This is a genomic window from Mycobacterium kansasii ATCC 12478 (assembly GCF_000157895.3).
Lineage (GTDB): Bacteria > Actinomycetota > Actinomycetes > Mycobacteriales > Mycobacteriaceae > Mycobacterium > Mycobacterium kansasii.
The window spans coordinates 2065822-2086222 of sequence record NC_022663.1; the positions used below are offsets into that span (position 1 = coordinate 2065822).

18 protein-coding genes, 1 tRNA gene and 4 pseudogenes are annotated in these 20401 nt (G+C 66.1%); 15 read left to right on the forward strand and 8 right to left on the reverse strand.

The annotated features are described in order from the left end of the window. Window positions 1–13: 13 nt before the first annotated feature. The 3 genes from pstA to pstS are packed head-to-tail and all read right to left on the reverse strand — an operon-like array spanning window position 14 to window position 3060. Window positions 14–961, reverse strand: a complete 948-nt coding sequence (gene pstA, locus MKAN_RS08740; RefSeq protein WP_023367339.1) for a phosphate ABC transporter permease PstA — start codon at window positions 959–961, stop codon at window positions 14–16. Next, window positions 958–1932: a phosphate ABC transporter permease subunit PstC gene (gene pstC, locus MKAN_RS08745; protein WP_023367341.1), complete on the reverse strand. Its 975-nt coding sequence runs from the start codon at window positions 1930–1932 to the stop codon at window positions 958–960. Before pstC ends, pstA begins: the two co-directional genes overlap by 4 nt. 12 nt (window positions 1933–1944) lie before the next feature. Next, complete coding sequence (pstS, locus tag MKAN_RS08750; protein ID WP_023367343.1) at window positions 1945–3060, reverse strand: phosphate ABC transporter substrate-binding protein PstS; 1116 nt, start codon at window positions 3058–3060, stop codon at window positions 1945–1947. Window positions 3061–3379: 319 nt separating this feature from the next. On the opposite strand from pstS, the gene MKAN_RS08755 reads away from it, so the two are divergent. From MKAN_RS08755 to MKAN_RS08775, 5 genes are all read left to right on the forward strand, one after another. Continuing rightward, window positions 3380–4171: an SDR family oxidoreductase gene (locus MKAN_RS08755; protein WP_023367345.1), complete on the forward strand. Its 792-nt coding sequence runs from the start codon at window positions 3380–3382 to the stop codon at window positions 4169–4171. A 9-nt stretch (window positions 4172–4180) separates the two neighbouring features. Then, window positions 4181–5260: an NAD(P)H-dependent amine dehydrogenase family protein gene (locus MKAN_RS08760; protein ID WP_023367347.1), complete on the forward strand. Its 1080-nt coding sequence runs from the start codon at window positions 4181–4183 to the stop codon at window positions 5258–5260. A 92-nt stretch (window positions 5261–5352) separates the two neighbouring features. Then, window positions 5353–6579: an Nramp family divalent metal transporter gene (locus MKAN_RS08765; RefSeq protein ID WP_023367349.1), complete on the forward strand. Its 1227-nt coding sequence runs from the start codon at window positions 5353–5355 to the stop codon at window positions 6577–6579. Window positions 6580–6757: 178 nt separating this feature from the next. After that, window positions 6758–7762 carry a poly-gamma-glutamate hydrolase family protein gene (locus MKAN_RS08770; RefSeq protein WP_230589274.1) on the forward strand — a complete coding sequence of 335 codons (1005 nt, stop codon included), beginning with the start codon at window positions 6758–6760 and terminating at the stop codon, window positions 7760–7762. A gap of 23 nt (window positions 7763–7785) precedes the next feature. Further along, window positions 7786–8610, forward strand: coding sequence for an LLM class F420-dependent oxidoreductase (locus MKAN_RS08775; RefSeq protein ID WP_023367353.1), 825 nt, complete (start codon window positions 7786–7788; stop codon window positions 8608–8610). A gap of 41 nt (window positions 8611–8651) precedes the next feature. On the opposite strand, the gene MKAN_RS08780 is transcribed toward MKAN_RS08775, so the two are convergent. Both MKAN_RS08780 and MKAN_RS08785 read right to left on the reverse strand, forming a co-directional pair. Further along, complete coding sequence (locus tag MKAN_RS08780; protein WP_225722875.1) at window positions 8652–9041, reverse strand: type II toxin-antitoxin system VapC family toxin; 390 nt, start codon at window positions 9039–9041, stop codon at window positions 8652–8654. Continuing rightward, on the reverse strand, window positions 9038–9283 hold the full coding sequence (locus MKAN_RS08785; protein WP_036393881.1) for an antitoxin VapB family protein: 246 nt from the start codon (window positions 9281–9283) through the stop codon (window positions 9038–9040). Before MKAN_RS08785 ends, MKAN_RS08780 begins: the two co-directional genes overlap by 4 nt. 161 nt (window positions 9284–9444) lie before the next feature. Between MKAN_RS08785 and MKAN_RS31820 the strand changes: the two genes are divergently transcribed. The 7 genes from MKAN_RS31820 (at window position 9445) to MKAN_RS08815 (ending at window position 13199) form a co-directional block, all read left to right on the forward strand. Continuing rightward, the gene (locus MKAN_RS31820; protein WP_225722876.1) at window positions 9445–9753 is read left to right on the forward strand and encodes an SDR family NAD(P)-dependent oxidoreductase; all 309 of its coding nucleotides are present in this window, start codon (window positions 9445–9447) and stop codon (window positions 9751–9753) included. A 123-nt stretch (window positions 9754–9876) separates the two neighbouring features. Continuing rightward, the gene (locus tag MKAN_RS31825) at window positions 9877–10176 is read left to right on the forward strand and encodes an SDR family oxidoreductase (protein WP_023367359.1); all 300 of its coding nucleotides are present in this window, start codon (window positions 9877–9879) and stop codon (window positions 10174–10176) included. Window positions 10177–10472: 296 nt separating this feature from the next. Further along, complete coding sequence (locus MKAN_RS08795) at window positions 10473–10721, forward strand: type II toxin-antitoxin system Phd/YefM family antitoxin (RefSeq protein WP_023367363.1); 249 nt, start codon at window positions 10473–10475, stop codon at window positions 10719–10721. 1 nt (window position 10722) lies between these two features. Further along, window positions 10723–11118: a type II toxin-antitoxin system VapC family toxin gene (locus tag MKAN_RS08800; RefSeq protein WP_023367365.1), complete on the forward strand. Its 396-nt coding sequence runs from the start codon at window positions 10723–10725 to the stop codon at window positions 11116–11118. Window positions 11119–11375: 257 nt separating this feature from the next. After that, window positions 11376–11448 (forward strand) — tRNA-Arg (locus tag MKAN_RS08805). A gap of 312 nt (window positions 11449–11760) precedes the next feature. Then, complete coding sequence (locus MKAN_RS08810) at window positions 11761–12492, forward strand: antitoxin Xre/MbcA/ParS toxin-binding domain-containing protein (RefSeq protein ID WP_023367367.1); 732 nt, start codon at window positions 11761–11763, stop codon at window positions 12490–12492. A 173-nt stretch (window positions 12493–12665) separates the two neighbouring features. Further along, on the forward strand, window positions 12666–13199 hold the full coding sequence (locus MKAN_RS08815; RefSeq protein WP_332909376.1) for an RES family NAD+ phosphorylase: 534 nt from the start codon (window positions 12666–12668) through the stop codon (window positions 13197–13199). Window positions 13200–13532: 333 nt separating this feature from the next. Here MKAN_RS08815 and MKAN_RS08820 read toward each other — a convergent pair. From MKAN_RS08820 to MKAN_RS33210, 3 genes and pseudogenes are all read right to left on the reverse strand, one after another. After that, window positions 13533–14765: pseudogene (locus tag MKAN_RS08820) on the reverse strand (PE family protein); the annotation flags it as partial. 469 nt (window positions 14766–15234) lie between these two features. After that, a complete protein-coding gene (locus MKAN_RS32530) occupies window positions 15235–17121 on the reverse strand; it encodes a PE family protein (RefSeq protein WP_080674046.1) in 1887 nt (628 codons plus the stop codon). A 286-nt stretch (window positions 17122–17407) separates the two neighbouring features. Beyond that, window positions 17408–17564: pseudogene (locus tag MKAN_RS33210) on the reverse strand (PPE domain-containing protein); the annotation flags it as partial. Between the two features lie 265 nt (window positions 17565–17829). Between MKAN_RS33210 and MKAN_RS08835 the strand changes: the two are divergent. From MKAN_RS08835 to MKAN_RS08845, 3 genes and pseudogenes are all read left to right on the forward strand, one after another. Continuing rightward, window positions 17830–18444, forward strand: a pseudogene (locus MKAN_RS08835) (TetR/AcrR family transcriptional regulator). Between the two features lie 59 nt (window positions 18445–18503). Then, window positions 18504–19156, forward strand: a pseudogene (locus MKAN_RS08840) (IS256 family transposase); the annotation flags it as partial. A gap of 915 nt (window positions 19157–20071) precedes the next feature. Further along, on the forward strand, window positions 20072–20353 hold the full coding sequence (locus MKAN_RS08845; protein ID WP_023367383.1) for a hypothetical protein: 282 nt from the start codon (window positions 20072–20074) through the stop codon (window positions 20351–20353). The last annotated feature ends 48 nt before the right edge of the window (window positions 20354–20401 follow it).

Sequence of the window (20401 nt, forward strand, 5' to 3'; positions counted from 1 at the left end):
CGCCGGTTCCCCACTACCGAGCGACCAGGAGGCGAAGCCCCGCCCGGATCACGCCGATCGTCGACGCACGGGTGGACACGAAGCGAATCCCCGCCGCGACCACATTGATCAAGGCCACCAGGATGATCAGCGTCAGCGCGGCACCCCACACCCGCAGGAAGCCGGCGCGTTCGGGGTTGGTGAGTTCGGTGTAGATCAGCAACGGCAGCGAGGCCATGTTGCCGTTGAAGATGTCGAGGTTGATCGAACGGCTGTAGCCGACCAGCACCAGCACCGGGGCGGTCTCGCCGATGATGCGCGCCAGCGCCAGCAGCACACCGGACACAATGCCCGGCATTGCGATCGGAACGACGATGCGCACGATCGTCTTCCATTTCGGAACGCCCAACGCATAACTGGCTTCGCGCAGCTCGTCGGGCACCAACCGCAGCATCTCCTCGGTAGAGCGCACCACCACCGGCAGCATCAACAAAACCAGTGCCAACGACACCGCGAAGGCGCTCTGCTGAAATCCCAGGGTGGCGATCCACAGACTGAAGATGAACAGCGCCGCCACAATCGAGGGCACCCCGGCAAGAACGTCGACCATGAACGTGGTCACCCGCGCCATCCGGCCGGTGCCGTATTCGACCAGGTAGATCGCGGTCATCAGGCCCAACGGCACGGCCAGCGCGGCCGCCACCCCGGCCTGTACCAATGTCCCGTAGAGCGCGTGGTACACGCCCCCGGCGAACTCCTCCGGCAGCACGCCGCGCAGCGAATGAGTCCACCAGTCCACCCGGATGATGGCATACCAGCCGCGCTCGATCACTACCCACAACAACCAGACCAGTGGCACCAACGCGATGGCGAACGAGCTGAAGAACACCACGGTCGCCAGGCTGTTCTTGATCCGTCGCGCCAGGCTCAGCGGACGGAACACCACCGCTTTGACCGGCCGGTCGAGGGCGTCGACGCTCATCCGTTGACCTTTCCGCCGGCCACCGCACGCGCGGCGGCGTTAACCACGAAGGTCAGGACGAACAGCGCGAACCCGGCCGAGATGTAGGCGCCGGTCGGCAGCGGCTCGCTGAACTCGGACGCCGCGGAGGCGATCTTGGATGCAAAGGTGTAACCGCCGTCGAACAACGACCAGTTTCCGGGCCGCGCCGCCGACCGCAAGATGATCAGCACCGCCACGGTTTCGCCCAGCGCACGCCCCAACCCCAGCATCGACGCGGCGATCACGCCGCTGCGGCCGAACGGCAGCACGGTCATCCGCACCACCTCCCATTTCGTCGCGCCCAATGCCTGGGCCGCTTCGATCTGGATCAGCGGCGTCTGACGGAACACTTCGCGGGATACCGAGGTGACGATCGGCAGGATCATCACCGCCAACACGATCCCGGCGGTGAATATGGTGCCCCCACCGGCCAGCGACACATTTCCCTTCTTGAACAAGAACAGCCAGCCAAGGTTGCGGTTGAGAAAACCTGCGACCGGCTCCAGCTTTGGCGCCAGCACAAAGATTCCCCACAACCCGAAAACGATCGACGGCACCGCGGCCAGCAGATCCACTATCGCGCCGAACGGACGCGACAACCTTCTGGGCGCGTATTGGGTGAGGAACACCGCGATCCCGACCGCAACCGGTACGGCCAGCACCAGCGCGGTTATCGAACTGAGCACCGTGACCATGAACAGGTCGCGGATGCCGAACGCCAACTTCTCGTCGTCAGCCGTGTTGAACTCGGCGCTGGTGAAGAAATTCACGTGGTTGGCGCGCAACGACGGCACGGCACGAAGCAACAGGAATACCGCGATCAGCGCGATTGCGACCACGATCGTCAAACCGGCGGCCGATGCCGCCAGCTTGAACAACCGGTCCGCCCGCCGCGACGCGCGCGCGTCGACCTCTACCAGCGCAGGCTTGGCCAGCGGGCCTCGGACCACGTCGACCCCAGATCAGGCGATGGCGTTCACCGCGGTCGACAACCTCGACTTGAACCCGTCCGGAATGGGGATATAGCCGTTGTCGGCCAGCCCATTCTGACCGGCGCCGATGGTCGACTGCAGGAACGCTTTCACCGCGGTACCGACTTGGGAGTCAGGGTACTTGGAACAGACAATTTCGTAGGTCGCCAGCACAATCGGATAGGACCCGGGCTGCGTCGGCCGGTAGAACGACATCGTGTCCAGCACCAGGTCGTTGCCCTGCCCCTTGATCGTGGCTCCCGCGATCGTCTTTCCGACCGACTCGGCGCTGATGGCCACCGCTTCGGGACCGGCCGAGGTGACGATCTTGGCCATGTTCAGGTGCTGCGCCTGAGCAAACGACCACTCGTTGTAGGTAATGGACCCTTCGGTGCCCTTCACCGCGGCCGACGTGCCGTCGTTGCCCTTGGCGCCCTCGCCGACACCGCCCGCGAATGCCTTTCCGGCGCCCTTGCCCCATGCGCCGTTGGAGGCGGCGTCAAGGTAGCGCTGGAAGTTGTCCGTAGTCCCGGACTCGTCGCTACGGAACACCACGTGTATGGGCGTCGCGGGCAGGTTGGTGCCCGAGTTGAGGGCCTGGATCGCCGGATCGTTCCAGGTGGTGATGGTGCCGTTGAAGATCTTCGCCAGGGTGGGACCGTCCAGGTTCAACGAACTGACCCCGCTGATGTTGTAGGTGACCGCGATCGGGCCGAACACCACCGGCAGATTCCACGCCGGCGAGCCGCCGCAGCGCTGTTGCGCCGCCGCGGCTTCGTCCTTGCTCAGCGGCGAATCCGAACCACCGAAATCGGTTTGGTTCCCGTTGAATTCACTGATTCCGGCACCCGAACCATTGCCCGTGTAGTTGAGCGTCTGACCCGGGCAGGCTTCCTCGAATGCCTTGACAAAGCGCGTCATCGCGTTGGCCTGGGCCGTGGACCCGCTGGCCTTGAGTGTCTTCTTCCCGCCGCAATTCACATTGCCCGACGATTGGCCCGCCGTAGAGCCGCCCCCGCTGGCGTTATTGTCGCTGCCACACCCGGACAAGAGCAGAGCGCCCGAAGCCAGGATACTCAGCGTGGCGCCAAATCCGTTGAGTTTCAATTCAGTTCCTAACGGTAGACATTCGCCGGACCGCACTTGGCCACGGCGCGCAAACCAGCCGCTTCTCTCGCAGCACGAGGCTACAGTAACAATCGGCAGTCTTAAACCAGTTCATCAGTCGGCCGCCGTGCAGACATATGGCGTTCGTGAAGCCGCACCTGCCGGCCAATCACACTTGCGACTCGCCCGAGCCCATCAGGGTGTCCGGAGCCGTTACATCTTTGCGCCGCTGTGAGAAAGTAGAACCCGTTCCAGAAATACCTGCAGCCCAGACGGCGAGGGAAGCTGCCGTCTCGGCCGACAACCGAAACGAGCCGCAGTGATCCTCGACAGGTTCCGCCTCGACGACCAGGTCGCCGTCATCACCGGCGGTGGCCGCGGCCTGGGTGCGGCTATCGCGTTGGCTTTCGCCGAGGCCGGCGCCGATGTGGTCATCGCCTCGCGAACGCGTTCCCAGCTGGACGAGGTCGCCGAAGGGGTGCGCGCCATCGGACGGCGCGCCCACGTCGTCGCCGCCGACCTGGCCAATCCCGAGGTCACCGCGGAGCTGGCCGGTCAGACGGTCGAGGCGTTCGGAAGACTGGACATCGTCGTCAACAACGTCGGCGGCACCATGCCGAACATGTTGCTGACCACCTCGACCAAGGACCTCAAGGACGCTTTCACCTTCAATGTCGCCACCGCCCACGCGCTGACCGTCGCGGCGGTGCCGCTGATGCTGGAGCACTCCGGCGGCGGCAGCATCATCAACATCACGTCGACCATGGGCCGGCTCGCCGGACGTGGTTTCGCCGCCTACGGCACCGCGAAGGCGGCCCTGGCCCACTACACGCGGCTGACGGCCTTGGATCTGTGTCCACGCATCCGGGTCAATGCGATCGCCCCGGGGTCGATCCTCACCTCCGCACTGGACGTGGTGGCCGCCAACGACGAACTGCGCGCGCCGATGGAACGGGCCACACCGCTGCGCCGGCTCGGCGATCCCGTCGACATCGCCGCCGCCGCAGTGTATTTGGCCTCGCCCGCGGGCAGCTTCCTGACCGGCAAGACGTTGGAGGTCGACGGCGGCCTCACCCACCCCAACCTCGACCTTCCCGTCCCGGATCTGTGAGGAGCCAGCATGCCCATACCCGTCGTCCAGCTCGGCACCGGCAACGTCGGAATTCATTCGCTGCGGGCGCTCATCACCAACCCGGCCTACGAGCTCACCGGGGTGTGGGTGTCGTCGGAAGCGAAGGCGGGAAAGGACGCGGCCGAGCTCGCCGGATTCACCAAAACGACCGGCGTCAAGGCCAGCACCGACCTGGATGCGGTCCTGGCCAGCGGACCGCAGTGCGCCGTCTACAACGCGATGGCCGACAACCGCCTCTCCGAGGCGCTGGACGACTATCGGCGGGTGCTGGCGGCCGGGGTGAACATCGTCGGCAGTGGACCGGTTTTCCTGCAGTACCCGTGGCAGGTAATTCCCGACGAGCTCGTCAAGCCGCTGGAAGATGCCGCGCGGGAAGGTAATTCGAGCCTCTATGTCAGCGGCATCGACCCGGGTTTTGCCAACGACCTGCTGCCGCTGGCACTGGCCGGCACCTGCCAGAGCATCGAGCAGATCCGTTGCATGGAGATCGTCGACTACGCCACTTATGACAGTGCCGTCGTCATGTTCGACGTGATGGGATTCGGCAAGCCGATCGACGAGATTCCGATGCTGCTGCAGCCCGGTGTGCTGAGTTTGGCCTGGGGTTCGGTGGTGCGCCAACTGGCTGCCGGCCTTGGCCTTTCGGTAGGCGTCGTCGAGGAGATGTACGTCCGGGAACCGGCTCCGGAGGCCTTCGACATTGCCGCGGGTCACATTCCCAAGGGCAGTGCCGCCGCGCTGCGGTTCGAGGTGCTGGGCTTGGTCGACGGTGCGCCCGCCGTGGTGCTCGAACACGTCACCAGGCTGCGCGCAGACCTGTGCCCGGATTGGCCGCAGCCCGCACAGCCGGGCGGCTCGTATCGCATCGAGATCACCGGCGAACCGTCCTACGCCATGGACATCTGTCTGAGCAGCCGCCACGGCGACCACAACCATGCCGGACTCGTCGCCACGGCGATGCGGCTCGTCAACGCGATCCCGGCGGTGGTGGCCGCCGAGCCGGGGATCCGCACGACGCTCGAGCTGCCCTTGATCACCGGTAAGGGCCTCTACGCCGCCGGCGAGTAGTCGGACCGCGCGGTGGCCGGCCGGCCAGGTTTCGGCTAACCTCACTTTTTTGTTCGAGGTTTGTTCGAGGTCGTGGATCGAAGGTCGGTGAGTTGGCGCAGGACACCCGGGCCTCGTTGAAGACCAGCTGGTATCTGCTCGGGCCGGCCTTCGTCGCGGCAATCGCCTACGTCGACCCCGGAAACGTCGCCGCCAACGTCAGCTCCGGCACCCAGTTCGGCTATCTACTTCTGTGGGTGATCGTCGCCGCCAACGTGATGGCCGGCGTGGTCCAATACCTGTCGGCGAAGCTGGGGCTGGTCACGGGAAACTCGCTGCCCGAGGCGATCGGCAAGCGGATGGGCCGTCCGGCCCGGCTCGCCTACTGGGCGCAGGCCGAGATCGTGGCAATGGCAACGGACGTGGCCGAGGTCATCGGCGGGGCTGTCGCGTTGCGCATCCTGTTCGACGTGCCGCTGCCCGTCGGCGGGATCATCACCGGGGTCATCTCGCTGCTGCTGTTGACGGTTCAGGACCGCCGCGGCCAGCGCCTGTTCGAACGGGTCATCACCGGTTTGCTGATGATCATCGCCGTCGGCTTCACCGCCAGTTTCTTCGTCGCGACACCACCGTCGGATGCCGTCCTGGCCGGGCTGATCCCGCGGTTCCGCGGAACCGAGAGCGTGCTCCTGGCCGCCGCCATCCTGGGCGCCACCGTCATGCCGCACGCGGTGTATCTGCATTCGGGTCTGGCCCGCGACCGCCACGGGCACCCCGAGCCGGGGCCGTTCCGGCGCCGGCTGCTGCGGGTCACCCGCTGGGACGTCGGCCTAGCGATGGTGCTCGCCGGCGGGGTGAACGCCGCCATGCTGCTGGTCGCCGCGCTCAACATGCGTGGTCGCGGCGATACGGCGTCGATCGAAGGCGCGTACGCCGCGGTGCACGCTACGCTGGGCGCGACGATCGCGGCGCTGTTTGCGATCGGATTGCTGGCGTCGGGTCTGGCGTCGGCTTCGGTGGGCGCCTACGCCGGGGCGACGATCATGCAGGGACTGCTGCACTGGTCTGTTCCGATGGCGGTACGCCGGTTGGTCACGCTGTGCCCTGCGGTGGCGATCCTGGCAATCGGTTTCGACCCCACCCGCACGCTGGTGCTCTCGCAGGTGGTGCTGTCGTTCGGCATACCGTTCGCGGTGCTGCCGCTGGTCCGGCTGACCAGCGACCCGGAGGTGATGGGCAGCGATACCAACCACCGCGCCACCACCGTCGTCGGCTGGGTCGTCGCAGTGATGATCAGCCTGCTCAACGCGGTGCTGATTTGCCTGACGGTGGTGGGGTAATCGGCCTCCATCACCCCATTTTGGGATGGCCATTTCCGCAGGTGGGGCAAGATGAGTAACGTCGTCGTCCCTGAGCCCCCGGGAGGTCAGCTTTGCTACCCGGCATTCGCGTCGCGATCTCATGGTGAACGCTCACCAGCCCTACTTCGCATACGGCTCCAACCTGTGCGTCCGCCAGATGGCGGCGCGCTGCCCCGACGCGGCTGATCCGCGGCCGGCGGTGCTGTCGGACCACGACTGGCTGATCAACCAGCGCGGGGTGGCCACCGTCGAGCCGTCCACCGGAAGCCAGGTACACGGGGTGCTCTGGCAGGTCTCCGACCGCGACCTGGCCACCCTGGACAGCGCCGAAGGCGTACCGGTCCGCTACCGGCGCTACCGGCGCAGCGTGCACACCGACACCGGACCGACGCCGGCCTGGGTGTACATCGACCACCGGGTCACTGCCGGCCCGCCCCGGCCCGGCTATCTGCCCCGCATCATCGGCGGCGCCGTCCACCATGGGCTACCGCAACGCTGGATCGACTTTCTGCACCGCTGGGACCCCGCGCGCTGGCCGCGGGCCAACCCGCGAGCCACGTCGGAGCCTGCGCCGCAATCACTTTCGGCGCTGTTGCGTGAGCCCGGAGTACGCGAGGTCAGCAGGCTGCGGTCGCGTTTCGGCTTTCTTGCGATCCACGGCGGCGACCTGGAAAAGATGACCGACGTGATCGCCGAACACGCCGCCGAGGCCGCCGACGCATCGGTGTACCTCGTTCGGCATCCCGACCGATATCCGCATCACCTACCCTCGGCCCGGTTCGACCCGGCGGAGTCCGCGCGGCTCGCGGAGTTCCTGGACCACGTCGACGTCGCGGTCTCGCTGCACGGCTACGGTCGCATCGGGCGGGAAACGCAGCTGCTGGCCGGGGGCGGAAACCGCGCGCTGGCCGCCCACCTTGCCCGGCACCTCCAGCTGCCCGGCTACCAGGTGGTCACCGATCTGGAGGCCATTCCGTTGGAGCTGCGCGGCCTGCATTCCGGCAATCCGGTCAACCGGATACGCGGCGGCGGAACCCAACTGGAGCTGTCGGCGCGCGTGCGGGGGCTCAGCCCGCGCAGTCCCCTGCCGGGAGCCGACGGCCTGTCCCCGGTCACCGCGGCGCTGGTGGGGGGACTGGTGGCCGCGGCGCGTTCCTGGTAAGTGTCGTTGCGGGTGAACGGAGGTTGTTGGTGGCCAAGGACTTTCGCTTCGGACTCAGCGTTCGCTTCATCAAATCGCGGTCCGCGCTGCAGGAGAAGGTGCGGCGGGCCGAAGATCTCGGGTTCGACGTCCTGTGTGTGCCCGATCATCTCGGCGCGGCGGCGCCCTTTCCGACGCTGACCGCGGCGGCCATGGTCACCACGAGAATCCGGCTGAGCATGTACGTGCTCAATGCCGCGTTCTACAAGCCGGCCCTGCTCGGTCGCGAGGTCGAGGCGCTGGACCTGCTCAGCGACCACCGGCTCGAGGTAGGCCTGGGCACCGGTTACGTCCGCGAGGAGTTCGAGGCCGCCGAGTTGCCCTACCCCAGCGCCGGAGCGCGGGTCGACTATCTCGAACACATGACGGCCTACCTCAAAGAACATCATCCTGAGGTTCCGATTCTGATCGCCGGAAACGGCGACCGGGTGATGACGCTGGCCGCCCGGCACGCCGACATCGTCGGACTGACGGGCGCCAGGGTTCACGACGCCGAAGACCCGCTGGCCGAGCGGATCGAGTTCGTCCGCAAGGCCGCCGGCGAGCGGTTCGATGCGCTCGAACTGAACCTGGCGATCACGGCGGTGCCGCCCGAGGGTGAGCGCATCCCGAATCTGGCGCTGACGCGCAGGTACACGCCCGGTTTGTCCGACGAGGAAATACTGGCGCTGCACTCGGTTCTCAGCGGGTCACCGCGGGAGATCGCCGACACGTTGGGCGGATATCGCGACAGGTATGGCGTGACGTCGTTCACCGTGCAGGACAGTCACATGGACAACTTCGCGAAGGTGATAGCGGAACTACGCTGAACGGTTCGTGGCGAGCTTCGGACCAGCAGGCGCCACCGGGTTCAGCAGTACTGCACGATGCCCAGGCCGTCGATGCGCCGGAAATCCGCCACGTTCGCGGTAAGGATCGGGATACCCAAACGCAAACTCGTACAACCGATCCACAGGTCATTGCTGCCAATCAGTTCGCCGCGGCGACGCAACTCACGCACGATTCTCGCGTAGGTAAACGCGATCTGATCATCCACCTGAACGAGGACATGGCCCTCGCGCATGGCGTTGAGGACTGGGTGCTGCGCTCCGTCGAACCCTTCGGCGAACTCGCCGAGCGCGATCGTGGAAAGGTAAAGCTCTGCGTCCGGCGAGCGTTTGAGGAATCGATGCGCAGCACCGTCGTCGCCAGTGGATCGTTCGCGCTGCAGGTCGATCAGAAACGTCGTGTCGACGCTCACCCGCGGAGCCATGGATCCTCAGGTGGCGCGTCAGCGTGCTGTGCTTCATCGAGGCGCATGAGAACGTCGCCGGTAACCGTCGGTAGCTCAGCGAGCGCATCGAGAAGTGCTGCTGCCGTGGGCATTTCGTTGCGCCAATGTGCCCGCTTGATGACCTGGGAGAACGATTCGTTGGGCGAACGCCGAGCCGCCCGAAGACGCTCATAGGCGTCGAGATCGATCGATATGGTCTTGGTGGCCACAATGCATGTATACATGCATGGGTCTGTGCATGCAACAGCCGGTCAGCCGGGAAGCGATCGCGGCAGCCCGAACGACGGGAGTACGTCGTTGTCGAACCGGGTGAGCGCGCAGATCCGCTCGCCGGTCAGGGTGAGGGGCCGGCGGAGCCGTCGGAAGCGCGGTGGCTCGTGCGTTTGCTCGCGAAGGGGCCCGCGCGTTTGTGACGGGACGTCACCTCGACGGTATCGACGCGCTCGCCAACGAGATCCGCGCTGCCGGCGGGTCCGCGCAAGCGGCTCCGGTCGACGCCCTCGACGAGCGGGCGGTGACCAACCACCTCGACGCCGTCGTCGACACGGCGGGGACGATCGATATTTCGTCAACGCCATCGGGATTCCGCAACAGGGCATGCAAGGGATCCCGCTCACCGACCTGGCGGTGGAGAGCTTCTCACTGCCGATCACCACCTATGCGCGGGCGCATTTTGTGACCGGTCGAGCCGCCGCCCGGCACATGATCGGCCAGAAATCTGGCGTGGTCTTGATGCACACCCCGGAGCCGGCGCGGTTGGCCATACCGCTGCTGGGCGGGATGAGTCCGGCCTGGGCGGCCCATGGAAGCGCTCAACCGCGCCTTTTCGGCGGAGTGGGCGTCCTATGGGGTGCGTGCGGTGTGCCTGCGAACCACAGGCATCGAGGAAACCCCGACGATCGACGTCGTCTTCGGATTGCACGCCAGCGCGTATCACGTCACCAGCAAGGAATTCGCGGCGACCATGGCCGCCAATACCCATCGCAAACGCGCAACCACCCTGGCCGAACTCGCGCAGGCGGCGGTCTTCCTGGCCTCAGAACATGCCGCCGCGATGACCGGTACGGTTGCCAACCTTACCGGCGGAATCATCGTCGACTAGGGTCGAATTGCTTTGTCAATGGCCGACTTTCACGCATTTGGTGCCGCTGCGCCGGGCCAGCCGCGCAGGGACGTCGGCAGTGTCACCGACGCCGAACTCGGGATTGCCCACGCGTTGTGCCGGTTGGAGTGCCGAAGACCTGATCGCTGACATGAAGACGATACGAGGCGATCCTGGAGCCGCTGTTGGGCACTGTCGCAATGGATTCCGACGTCCGCGCGGCATTCGACGGATCAGCTGGTGCAGCGCGGGGTCCGGCGTAGCGTGCCGTCGCAGAATACGCTACGATTCGCTACGTGGCGAAGACAATCCCCCAGCGCGACCTCCGCAACAACAACGCGAAGGTGATCGATGAGGTGGCCGCGGGTGAGACGTTCGTGGTGACGCGCAACGGCGAACCGGTGGCCGAACTTCGCCCGCTGCGGGCCGTTCGCCGCAGATTCATCACTCGCGACGAAGTCGCCGCACTGGCCAGCACAGCGGTGCGCATTGATCATCGTCAGTTCCGCGCCGACCTCGACCGGTTGATCGACCAGAGTCTGTGAAATGACCTCCGGCCTGTTGGACACGTCGGTCGTCATCGACTGGCACGACCCGGCGATCGTTGCCGCACTGCCCGACGAGATGGCGATCTCGGCCATTACGGTTGCCGAGTTGGCCGCCGGTCCGCTGCTGGCCACGACGCCGATCGAGGCGGCCAGACGCCAGGCCCGATTGCAGGAGGTCGAATCGCGGCTGGAGCCCCTTCCGTTCGACGGGGCCGCCGTGCGCAGCTACGGGCTCATCGTTGCCGCCGTGGTGCACGAAGGACGAAAACCGCGAAGCCGGTTCGCGGACATGTTAATTGCCGCGACGGCGCACGCCAATGGCTTGGATCTCTACAGTCGAAACGCCGAGGACTTCGCGGGGCTGGAGAAGCTGATCCGCGTCGTGGCGGTGTGACTACCGATGCAGTAGGTTGGGCTGCCCTGTGCTGGCGGTGGTTTAGCGGGCCCGCTGGTCCGCTGCTGGCTGCGACGCCACCGGCCGAACCGCGATGGTCTTGCGTTTGGCTCCCTTTGTCGTCTTCTGTCGCATACCGAACTTCACTCATCGTGACAGGGTCGACACTTCGTATCGGCGGGTCTGGGATCGCATCAGGACGGACCGAACACCGTGGGAAAGGTTCAGCTAGGTTTAGTCAGTTAAGACGTCCCTCCGCCCTCGTAGCTCAGGGGATAGAGCACGGCTCTCCTAAAGCCGGTGTCGCAGGTTCGAATCCTGCCGGGGGCACTCACTGTTGATGCAGGTCAGCGTTGGTTTTTTGTTGCCCGCCGACCGACCCTGGCTTGCTCTGGTCGGTGCTGTGGTCGCTGATTTATTGACATCAGATGATGTGCCGTGGCGGGCGATAGTCAATCAAGGCGCGGCGTCGAGTCGGGAAGTGATGTCGTCCAGGTCTGTCGGGAACGAGCCGCGCAGCGGTTCAGCGTTGTCACCACTGATTCGTGCTTCGACGCGCTCAACGGGACCACCAGTCTGACTACCATGCCGAACCAGGGCCCAGGCCTAGCGTAGGTAGCATAGCTTGCGTATCCTGCAGACATGGCTGAAATCTTGGTGGTTGAGCGCATGATCGTCGGCAGGCGTGGCACTCGCCGACTCCCGAAGAATCTGCCGTGGGACATCCCCGGACGCGATCAACTCGAGCAGGCCCTGCAGAACGCCGGACTGGCCATCATCGCGGTCGAAAAAGTCGACGAAGCACCGTCACCGGCCGATCCCAGCTCCGATGACAAGTCTCGGTTGCGTGCCGAGTTGGAAGCTCTAGTCAATGAAGCCAACGAGTCCGAGCTTGCGCGGCTAGAGGAGGCGGTGAGCGTATCGCCCGACGACGGCCTCGATGAGCGCTTCTGGGGACCCGCGCCAGACTCGATGACCGCAGCCGAGGCAGTCGTTGCCGATCTCACCGAGCAGTTCGCGCAGCGACGCGACCTCGCTGCGAACAGCATAAGCAGAGAAGCAGCCGCCGAACTGCTAGGAATCAGCCCGCAAAGCATCACCGACAAACTCGAATCACGAAAGCTTGTCGGTATCAAGGTGGGCCGTGAATGGCGACTGCCTCGTTGGCAATTCGCCCCAGACAACACCACAGGTACCCTCCCCGAGCTGAACGTTCTACAGGCAGCCTTTCCGGGCGGACCCGTGAGCCTCTCGCGATGGATGATGCGACCTAACCCAGAATTCGACGGGCGCACCCCGCGCGAGGAAGCGATCACCCACGGCAGCGGGTCGGTCATCAGGGTCGCGCGCAACCTGACCGCGGCCGGATGGTAAGAAAGCTCGGCCCGCCCTCACGCCCGCTACCCAAAGCGAAACGAGTCTGGAGGTGGAATCCACCGGCCGCCTCAGGGCGCTGGTGGTGGTGTCGGGTCTATCACCAAGGCAAACACGTCCCCGACGGCATTACCTTCCGGCGACATGGGCCAACGGCGCGGTTCGACCATCACCTGCCTGCGGACCCTCCGGTCGTGGACACAACGGGCCGGCGAGTCCTCTACGTCGGTGAGGACTTGGCAACTTCGGCATGCGAGGTATTCGGCGACGCGGGGATCGCCGCGATCTGCCCCAACTACCGGGTTGCCATCATCGCCCCCACCACCACGCTGGCGATGTTCAACCTTGCAGCAAAAGGCGCGGCAATGGCGATCGGCGCGCTGCCGGCCCTCGGCGACGGCAACGAAGCCCGCTCATTAACACAGCAGTGGGCCCGCGCCATCTACGAAGACCAACCCGCTGGACCCGAAATCACCGGCATTCATTACCGATCTGGCTACAACAGCGGCCAGGCACTAGCACTATGGGACTGCGACGCCGACGTCGAAGTCGTGCGCGAAGATGGCGGCCATCAACAAGACATCGCGCTCGACAACCCACGAATTCTTCCGCGCCTGCAGGTACAGCTGCGCCGACGCCAAATCAGCATCACCACAGTGACTTCCAGCGAATGCAACGAGTGCAAGAAACTAGCACTCGCTCCCTGACACCACCGCTTGTAGCCTACGACGTACTCGCCGAACAGCACGGCACCCTGCCGCCGCCGAATGTACGTACATGAGGCCAACGGCGTAGCGCCGCGCCGCGCGACCACGACGTCAAACGCCGACGCATGGGTGCAGCTCGAAACAAGCTGTTCCGCAGCATATTTCGCACGAGTTGTCGCAAACCACTCGCAGTTGGCGGCGCGGGACCCCCGACGAAATCCTGGCCCACACGCGTAAACCCGGTTCAGACCCAGGACACTGGTTGCGCTACTGCCAATCGGCGATCCCCGGGCAGCAGAGAAGGCGGCGGGCGTAGATCAACTATCTCGACCCGTCGAGTCCTTTGGCGCCGAACAGCAACCCGGCAGCCCCACCAATGCCGCCAAAGCCGCTGCCGAGACCGGCGCCGGCGTTGCCCCCGTTGCCGCCGTTGCCGAAGAGGAGAGCACCGCCGCCGTTCCCGCCGTTCCCTCCGAATGCGCCAGGGGCGGTGCCGCCGTTTCCGCCCGTGCCGCCGTTGCCGAACAGGAGCCCGCCGTCCCCGCCCCAACCACCCAAGCCCCCCGCTCCGACGGCGCCGGTGCCGCCGACGCCGCCAGCACCGCCTGAACCGATAAGCATGCCGGTGGGATTAACCGTAGGAAAACCGTTGGGAGCCGCTAACAAGCCGGAGCCGCCGACGCCGCCCGTACCCCCCAGGGCACCCGCACCGCCGGCTCCGCCGTTCCCGCCGGTGCCGCCGACCAGTCCGGCGAGCAGCCCGCCGGTGCCGCCGGCCCCGCCGGTGCCGCCGGTGCCGCCGAAGCCGCCGACGCCGTCGGCGGTCGATGCGCTTCCCCCGGCCCCGCCCAGTCCGCCGCTGCCGAACAGCCCGCCGGCCCCGCCGGCGCCGCCTGCCCCGCCGGTCCCGCCCGACCCGACTGGCCCGGTAGGCGCAGCGAACGTGCTGGCTCCGCCTATCCCGCCGGTCCCGCCGTTGCCCCACAGCCAGCCGCCGGCGCCGCCGGCCCCGCCATCTCCACCGAAACCCGTGGCTGAACTCCCGCCGGCCCCACCAGTACCCCCTATGCCGATCAGCCCGGCCGCCCCGCCGGCCCCGCCTCGTTGGCCTGTACCTTCCGCTGCCGACCCGCCGGCCCCGCCATTCCCGAGCAGCCACCCCCCCGGCGCCCCGTTTTGTCCTGTGCCCGCGGCTCCCGCCATGCCGTCGCCAATCAAGGGGCGCCCGGTCAGCGCCTGCACGGGCGCATTGATCGCCCCCAGCAGGCTTTGGAATGGTCCGGCGTTCGCGGCCTCGGCGCTGGCGTAGGCTCCCGCGCCGGCGGTCAGGGCCTGCACGAACTGGGCATGAAACGCGGCGGCCTGCGCGCTGAGCCCCTGATAGGCGCGGCCGTGGGCGGAGAACAACGCCGCAATCGCCTCCGACACCTCGTCTTCAGCCGCGGTCAGCACCTCTATTGTCGAGTGGGCTACGGTCGCGTTGGCCTCGGCGAGTGTCGAACCCAGGCTGGTCAAGTCCGCCGCGGCTGCCGCCACGATGTCGGGCACTGCGATTACAAACGACATGTGATCCTTCCATGCTAGTTAGCGACACGGACATTCGGCCGCCTTCGCCAGAATGGTCATATCCATACTTGACGTTGTGATATTAACTCCTTACTGCTAAGTGAAGCAAATAGCACGCAGCAAACCTATTCAACAATTATCTCGTGGAAGTTCCGCGAATCAAACGAACGTTCAAAGGCTGGTCGCACACATAGGTGTCACCCCATCGCCGCAGTGGGGCCACGCAAAATCGAAATATTCTGTTACGCAACATAGTCAATCGACTACACGCTGCGAAGACCGATAGTGCGCCGCATTTCGGATCAGGCAAGACCTAGCTGTGATCGGCCTTGAGTAAAAGGCCATCATGCCGCTTTCATGTCTACCGCAAGCAAATGTCTGTATATGGGTGTGCCACATGTTTAACGCATAGCGGTTTCGAAATTCAGAAATCGCTGTATATTCAAAATGCCGCGTTATGGCCAGCAGGCTAGAACCCCAAAACGGGAGCCTTCGCACCGGTGGATCCATTGCTGCCGGTGAGGCCGGCCTTACCGGCGGCGCCGATGCTGCCAGCTGGGCTGCCAGGACCGCCGACACCACCGGCCCCACTTGCACCGCCGCTCGCGCCCGGGCCGCCAACGCCCGGCGTGGCGCCGTGCAGCGCGGTGCCACCGCTGCCGCCCCGGCCGCCGACCCCGCCGGCGCCTCCGGCGCCTCCGCGTCCGCCGGGTGCGGCCGCACCGATCGGGCCGGCGGGACCGTCGGGGCCGGCAGGACCGCCTGCCCCGGGCAATCCTGCGGGGCCACCCATTCCTCCGACGCCGCCGGCGCCGCTGCTGCCGCCGGCGCCACCGGTACCACCGGTGCCCGTGACCACGGCTCCGCCGCCGGCACCGCCGGTGCCGCCGATTCCGCCGGTGCCACCGACACCACCGACACCACCGGCGCCCGCGGCACCGCCGCGGCCATACAGGCCGCCGTTGCCGCCATTACCGCCTGCCCCGCCGAGGCCGCCCTGACCACCCGCCGCACCAGCGCCACCGTCGCCTCCGTCGCCGCCGTTGGCACCCACCGTGCCGCCAAGTCCGCCGATGCCGCCGGTGGCGCCATTGGCTCCTACGCCACCTGCACCCCCGGCTCCGCCGACGCCGCCGGCCCCCCCGTTGCCACCCATGGAGCCGCCGTGCCCACCGTTTCCGCCGGCACCACCCGCGCCACCATGCCCGCCTACGCTTCTGGGGCCAGCGGCGTCGCCACCGTCGCCGCCAGCGCCACCCGGTGCGCCGGGTCCACCGGCACCGCCCCGGCCGCCGGCCGCGCCGATGCCACCGTCACCACCGTCGCCACCGGCGCCACCACCGGTGATGCCGGTCCCGGCGCCCCCGTTGCCGCCGGCGCCGCCCGGCGCACCCGCGCCGCCATCGCCGCCGTCACCGCCGCCGCCACCGGGCTGCCCGCCCACACCCGCGCCGCCGCGCCCCCCGGCGCCGCCTGGCGCGCCGGTACCGCCGTCGCCCCCGTCGCCGCCGTGGCCCCCGCCACCGGTGCCGCCCGGGACAGAAGTCGAGCCGATCCCGCCGGCGCCGCCCGCCCCGCCCGGCTGCCCGGCGACACCGTCGGCTCCGGCCCCGCCGGACGACGCCGGGCCGCCAGCGCTGCCCGCAGACGCCGCAGGTTGGGTAATGCTCTGAATCGGGTTGACGCCGGCTACACCGGGGGCACCGACTCCGCCCGCACCGCCCGCCCCGCCGTTGCCGAGCATCTGCACATTGCCCCCATGGCCGCCGGCGCCGCCCCCAATCCCGCCGCGGCCGCCGGCCCCGCCGTTGCCGAACGTCGCATCGCCGCCCCGGCCTCCAGGCTGGCCGGGCAGACCGTCACCCCCGCGGCCACCGTTACCCCCTAACCACCCGCCGGGCTTGCCAGGCTGGCCGGGACCCCCATTGGCGCCGTTGCCCACCAGGGGGCGGCCGGTAAGTGCGAGAGACTGGGCGTTTGCCGCAGCGCTTACCGCATTGACCGGGGCCAGCAGGTTTTGAGCCGCCGAATTCATCGCGGTGAGCGGGTTGGTTGCCGCCGCGGCGCCCAGCGCGTTGAAGGTCTCGGTGCTGTGGTATAAGCCCGCGCTGGTAGCCAAAGTTCGCACAAACTGCTCGTGGAACCTCGCCGCGTGGGCACTGAATGCCTGGTAGGCCTGCGCGTGCTGGCTAAACAGCGCCGTCGCAGCCTTCGACACCTCGTCGAGCGCAGGGGCGAATATGCGGGTCGTAGAAGCTGCCGCGGCTGCATTTGCCTCACCCAGGGTCGAGCCGATACCGGCCAGACTATTTGCGGCGGCAGACAAGTACTCTGGACCGGCAACCAGGTACGACATGTCACTTTCCTTCCATCATGCGGGTCGAAGACATTTTGGCTATTGCGGTGCGGCACTTGCCGACTCCGCCCGAGTCATGCTCATTGCATTTGCACGCGGCGGTCATTGCTCAGATCCTGGCGAAGAAGTTCAGGCCCGGGTTGCCGATGTTGGCGATGCCGGAGAGAGGCGTTGCCGAGGTTGAGCAGGCCCGAAATGGCGGAGCCGACGTTTTGGTAGCCCGAACCGCCGAATAAGACTTCGGGGTTGACGTTGAATACGCCGGACAGGCGCCTACCAACCCCGTTGTTAGCGCCCCGAAAGAGGCTGCGGCGAAATCCAATTCTCCCGACGGCACGTTCCAGACGTTCCAGGACGCCACGGCCGCGCAACAACCGTTCAGAGCCGGCGCCACCGAGCATCAACGCTGAGTTAATCTCCGGTGGCAGTACCAAGAAACTCATGGTCAAACCTTCCTCACGCCGCACACCTCAGCGACTCGTGACCCGAAATCGACGAGCCTGCGTTGGCACTCGTCTACCCGGCTGTCACGCCCATCGGCGGCATCCGCGATGTCCAGCACCCCGTTCGAGAGGCATTGATCGAATGATCATGAACATGGCAAACCCGCAGGTCAACGGGTTTGAGACAAGTTGAAATGGGCCACCGGCGCGTGCGACCGGGGTTGTCTCAGCGCGATGTGGTGACCTGCGTCTTTAGCGATAAATAATGTCAACTTTGTTTCAAGTGCTAGAAAATGCACTGGGCCTTCGCTACGGAAAGGACAGAGCAGTACCTGGTGAGGATTGGGTGGTCGGTGGCGATCGCCGCTTGGCCGCTGCAGCTCGGATCTACGATGCCGCTATCGACCTCATAAGACGCAGCGGAATGAACTCACTCGACCTCGACGAGTTGGCCTCCAGTGTCCCCCATTCGCGAGCGACCCCTCTACCGTTACGCTGGCGGCAAATCCAAAATCCAAGACGGGGTCGTTGCCCGGGTTGCGGCCCGCATCACCGAAACTGCGCGCTTGGCGGTCCAGATGTTGAGTGGGCCGGAGCGGGTCAGCACCGCAATCTTCCTGACAGTTCATGAAATTCGGCCGGAGCCGCTACGCCAACTCATGATCACCTCGGTCGTGGCGGCCCCGGTGAAGTGGCCTGGCTCGCAGAGATGCCGCAGCTTTCCGACTTTGCTCGCGACCTTACGGGGCTCACCGGCGATGACCCTGACGACGCGAAGTATCTGGTTCGCGTCGTGGTGTCACTGATGTACTGGCCAGGAGAAGACGACGATGCCGAGCGCCGGCTCGTCGATAAATTTGTTGCGCCGATGTTCGCCTAGCTACTTCGACCTGAAAAACTCGCGGCTTGTGCCGAGCTGCTGTGTTAGGTCGTACCCAGTCGGGGGGGTCCAAGTCGGAGGTCTCCCGCATCTGCGCGGGCCTGGACAAGGAGAATGAGGCGTTTCGCACCCGCAGCCTGACCCACACCACGTTTCCCTACGTGTTGTGCGATGCCACCTTCTGCAAGGTCCACATCGGCGCGCACGAGGTCTCGCAGGCCCTGGTAGTGGCTACCGGGGTGTCTATCGAGGGCATCCGCGAGGTGCTGGGCACCGCCGTCGGCGACACCGAGTCCTATGAGTTCTGGCGCGAGTTCCTGGCCTCGCTCAAGGCCGTGGATTATCCGGGGTGTATCTAGTCATCTCCGATGCCCACGCCGGGTTGAAAGCTGCTGTGGCCCAGCAGTTCACCGGGTCTTCGTGGCAGCGCTGCCGGGTGCATTTCATGCGAAACTTACACACTGCCGTCGCTGCCAAACACGCCCCCGCGTGACCGCGGCTGTCAAGACGATCTTCGCCCATGCCGACCCCACCGAGGTCGCCGCGCAATGGGACCGCGTCACCGACACCCTGGCCGGGTCGTTCCCGAAGGTGGCCGCCATGATGAGCCGGCCAAGACCGATGTGCTGGCGTTCACCGCGTTCCCGAAGGCCCATTGGCAGATAACCCGATAGAGCGGTTAAACAAGGAGATCAAGCCTCGGGCTGATGTCGAGCTACGCACAGTAATCGCCGCCAACCACCTAGCGTTCAACAAGACTCGTCGATCACAACGCGGAACCACGCCGAGATCCGAAGTCCACCAATTCACGGGACGCTATCCATCTGATGAAAATGGCGGAGTTGGTCATGGATAACCGCTGTGTTCGATTCGCAATGTGCGCATACCCCCGCTCCTCCGCGCGGTCGCCGGCAATGACGCGGCGTGCAAGCGCATTTCATTAACTGTTGATATCCATCAGTGTGCGGCCCGCCTGTGGTCGGTGCTTGGTCGGTGATCCGCGACATCCCGTGGTTTCGCGTGGTGTGCGATGGCGTTATATGGCCAGCTCGGATGCCCTTTCGGCGTCTCGACCAGACGGGCTTGCAGGTTCTCCTAAAGCCGGTGTCGCAGGTTCGAATCCTGCCGGGGGCGCCAGACACTGCCGGGGGCACCAGCTCACCAAGGCCAGCGGCGACATCGGTCTACCGAGACGAGTCCGAGACCTTGCTCGCGCCGCTCGCGCACGGCCCGGATCCCGCGGCTCTCCGCTCGCCACCACGACGATCGAGGCTCAGCGACGGCACCCAACCTCCCGGCGATTGCCGCCAACCTTCTGGACCGAATGGCGCTCCGAGCCTTCCTTTGGCAACGCGGGAGCCATCACTCCTTCCAAAGATCCGTATCGCGGTTTATATTGAATCGCATTGCGGATCATCGACCCGGGCTGACGGACAGGAGGTAAAGCGCTCGAACCGGGTTGACTAGCCGAGCCGGCAAACCGATCACCCGCCTACCGCAAAGCGGCGCGAGTGACTTGTAACGCCCCTCGACCGCAGGCCGAACAACTGGAAGTGGCCGACCCTCGTCCCGCTGCCTTCCGGGATCGGCAACGACCGATTGCAAGTAATGAAGACAGGAGTTTCACGTGACAGATCACAAAATCCGGCTCAAGCCGATCGGCGCCGGACTGGGCATGGCCAGCATTGGCTTCGCAGCCGCGGCTCTCATGAGCTACGGGATGACCGGCACCTCGAGTGCGGACACCGCCTTCAAACAGGCTCCCGCAACCATCACGGCAACCGAGGGCACGGACACCGTGACCGCCACTGTCGACGTCACCACCCCGACGACGCCGCCGCCCACGCTCACCACGCTCCAATCGCCGGCTTCAGCACCCCCCTTGCCTCCCGCCCCGCCCGCTCCGTAGTAGCGGCGCGGCCGTTGCCCGGTACCACGCCCGGTTGTCGCGCTTAGG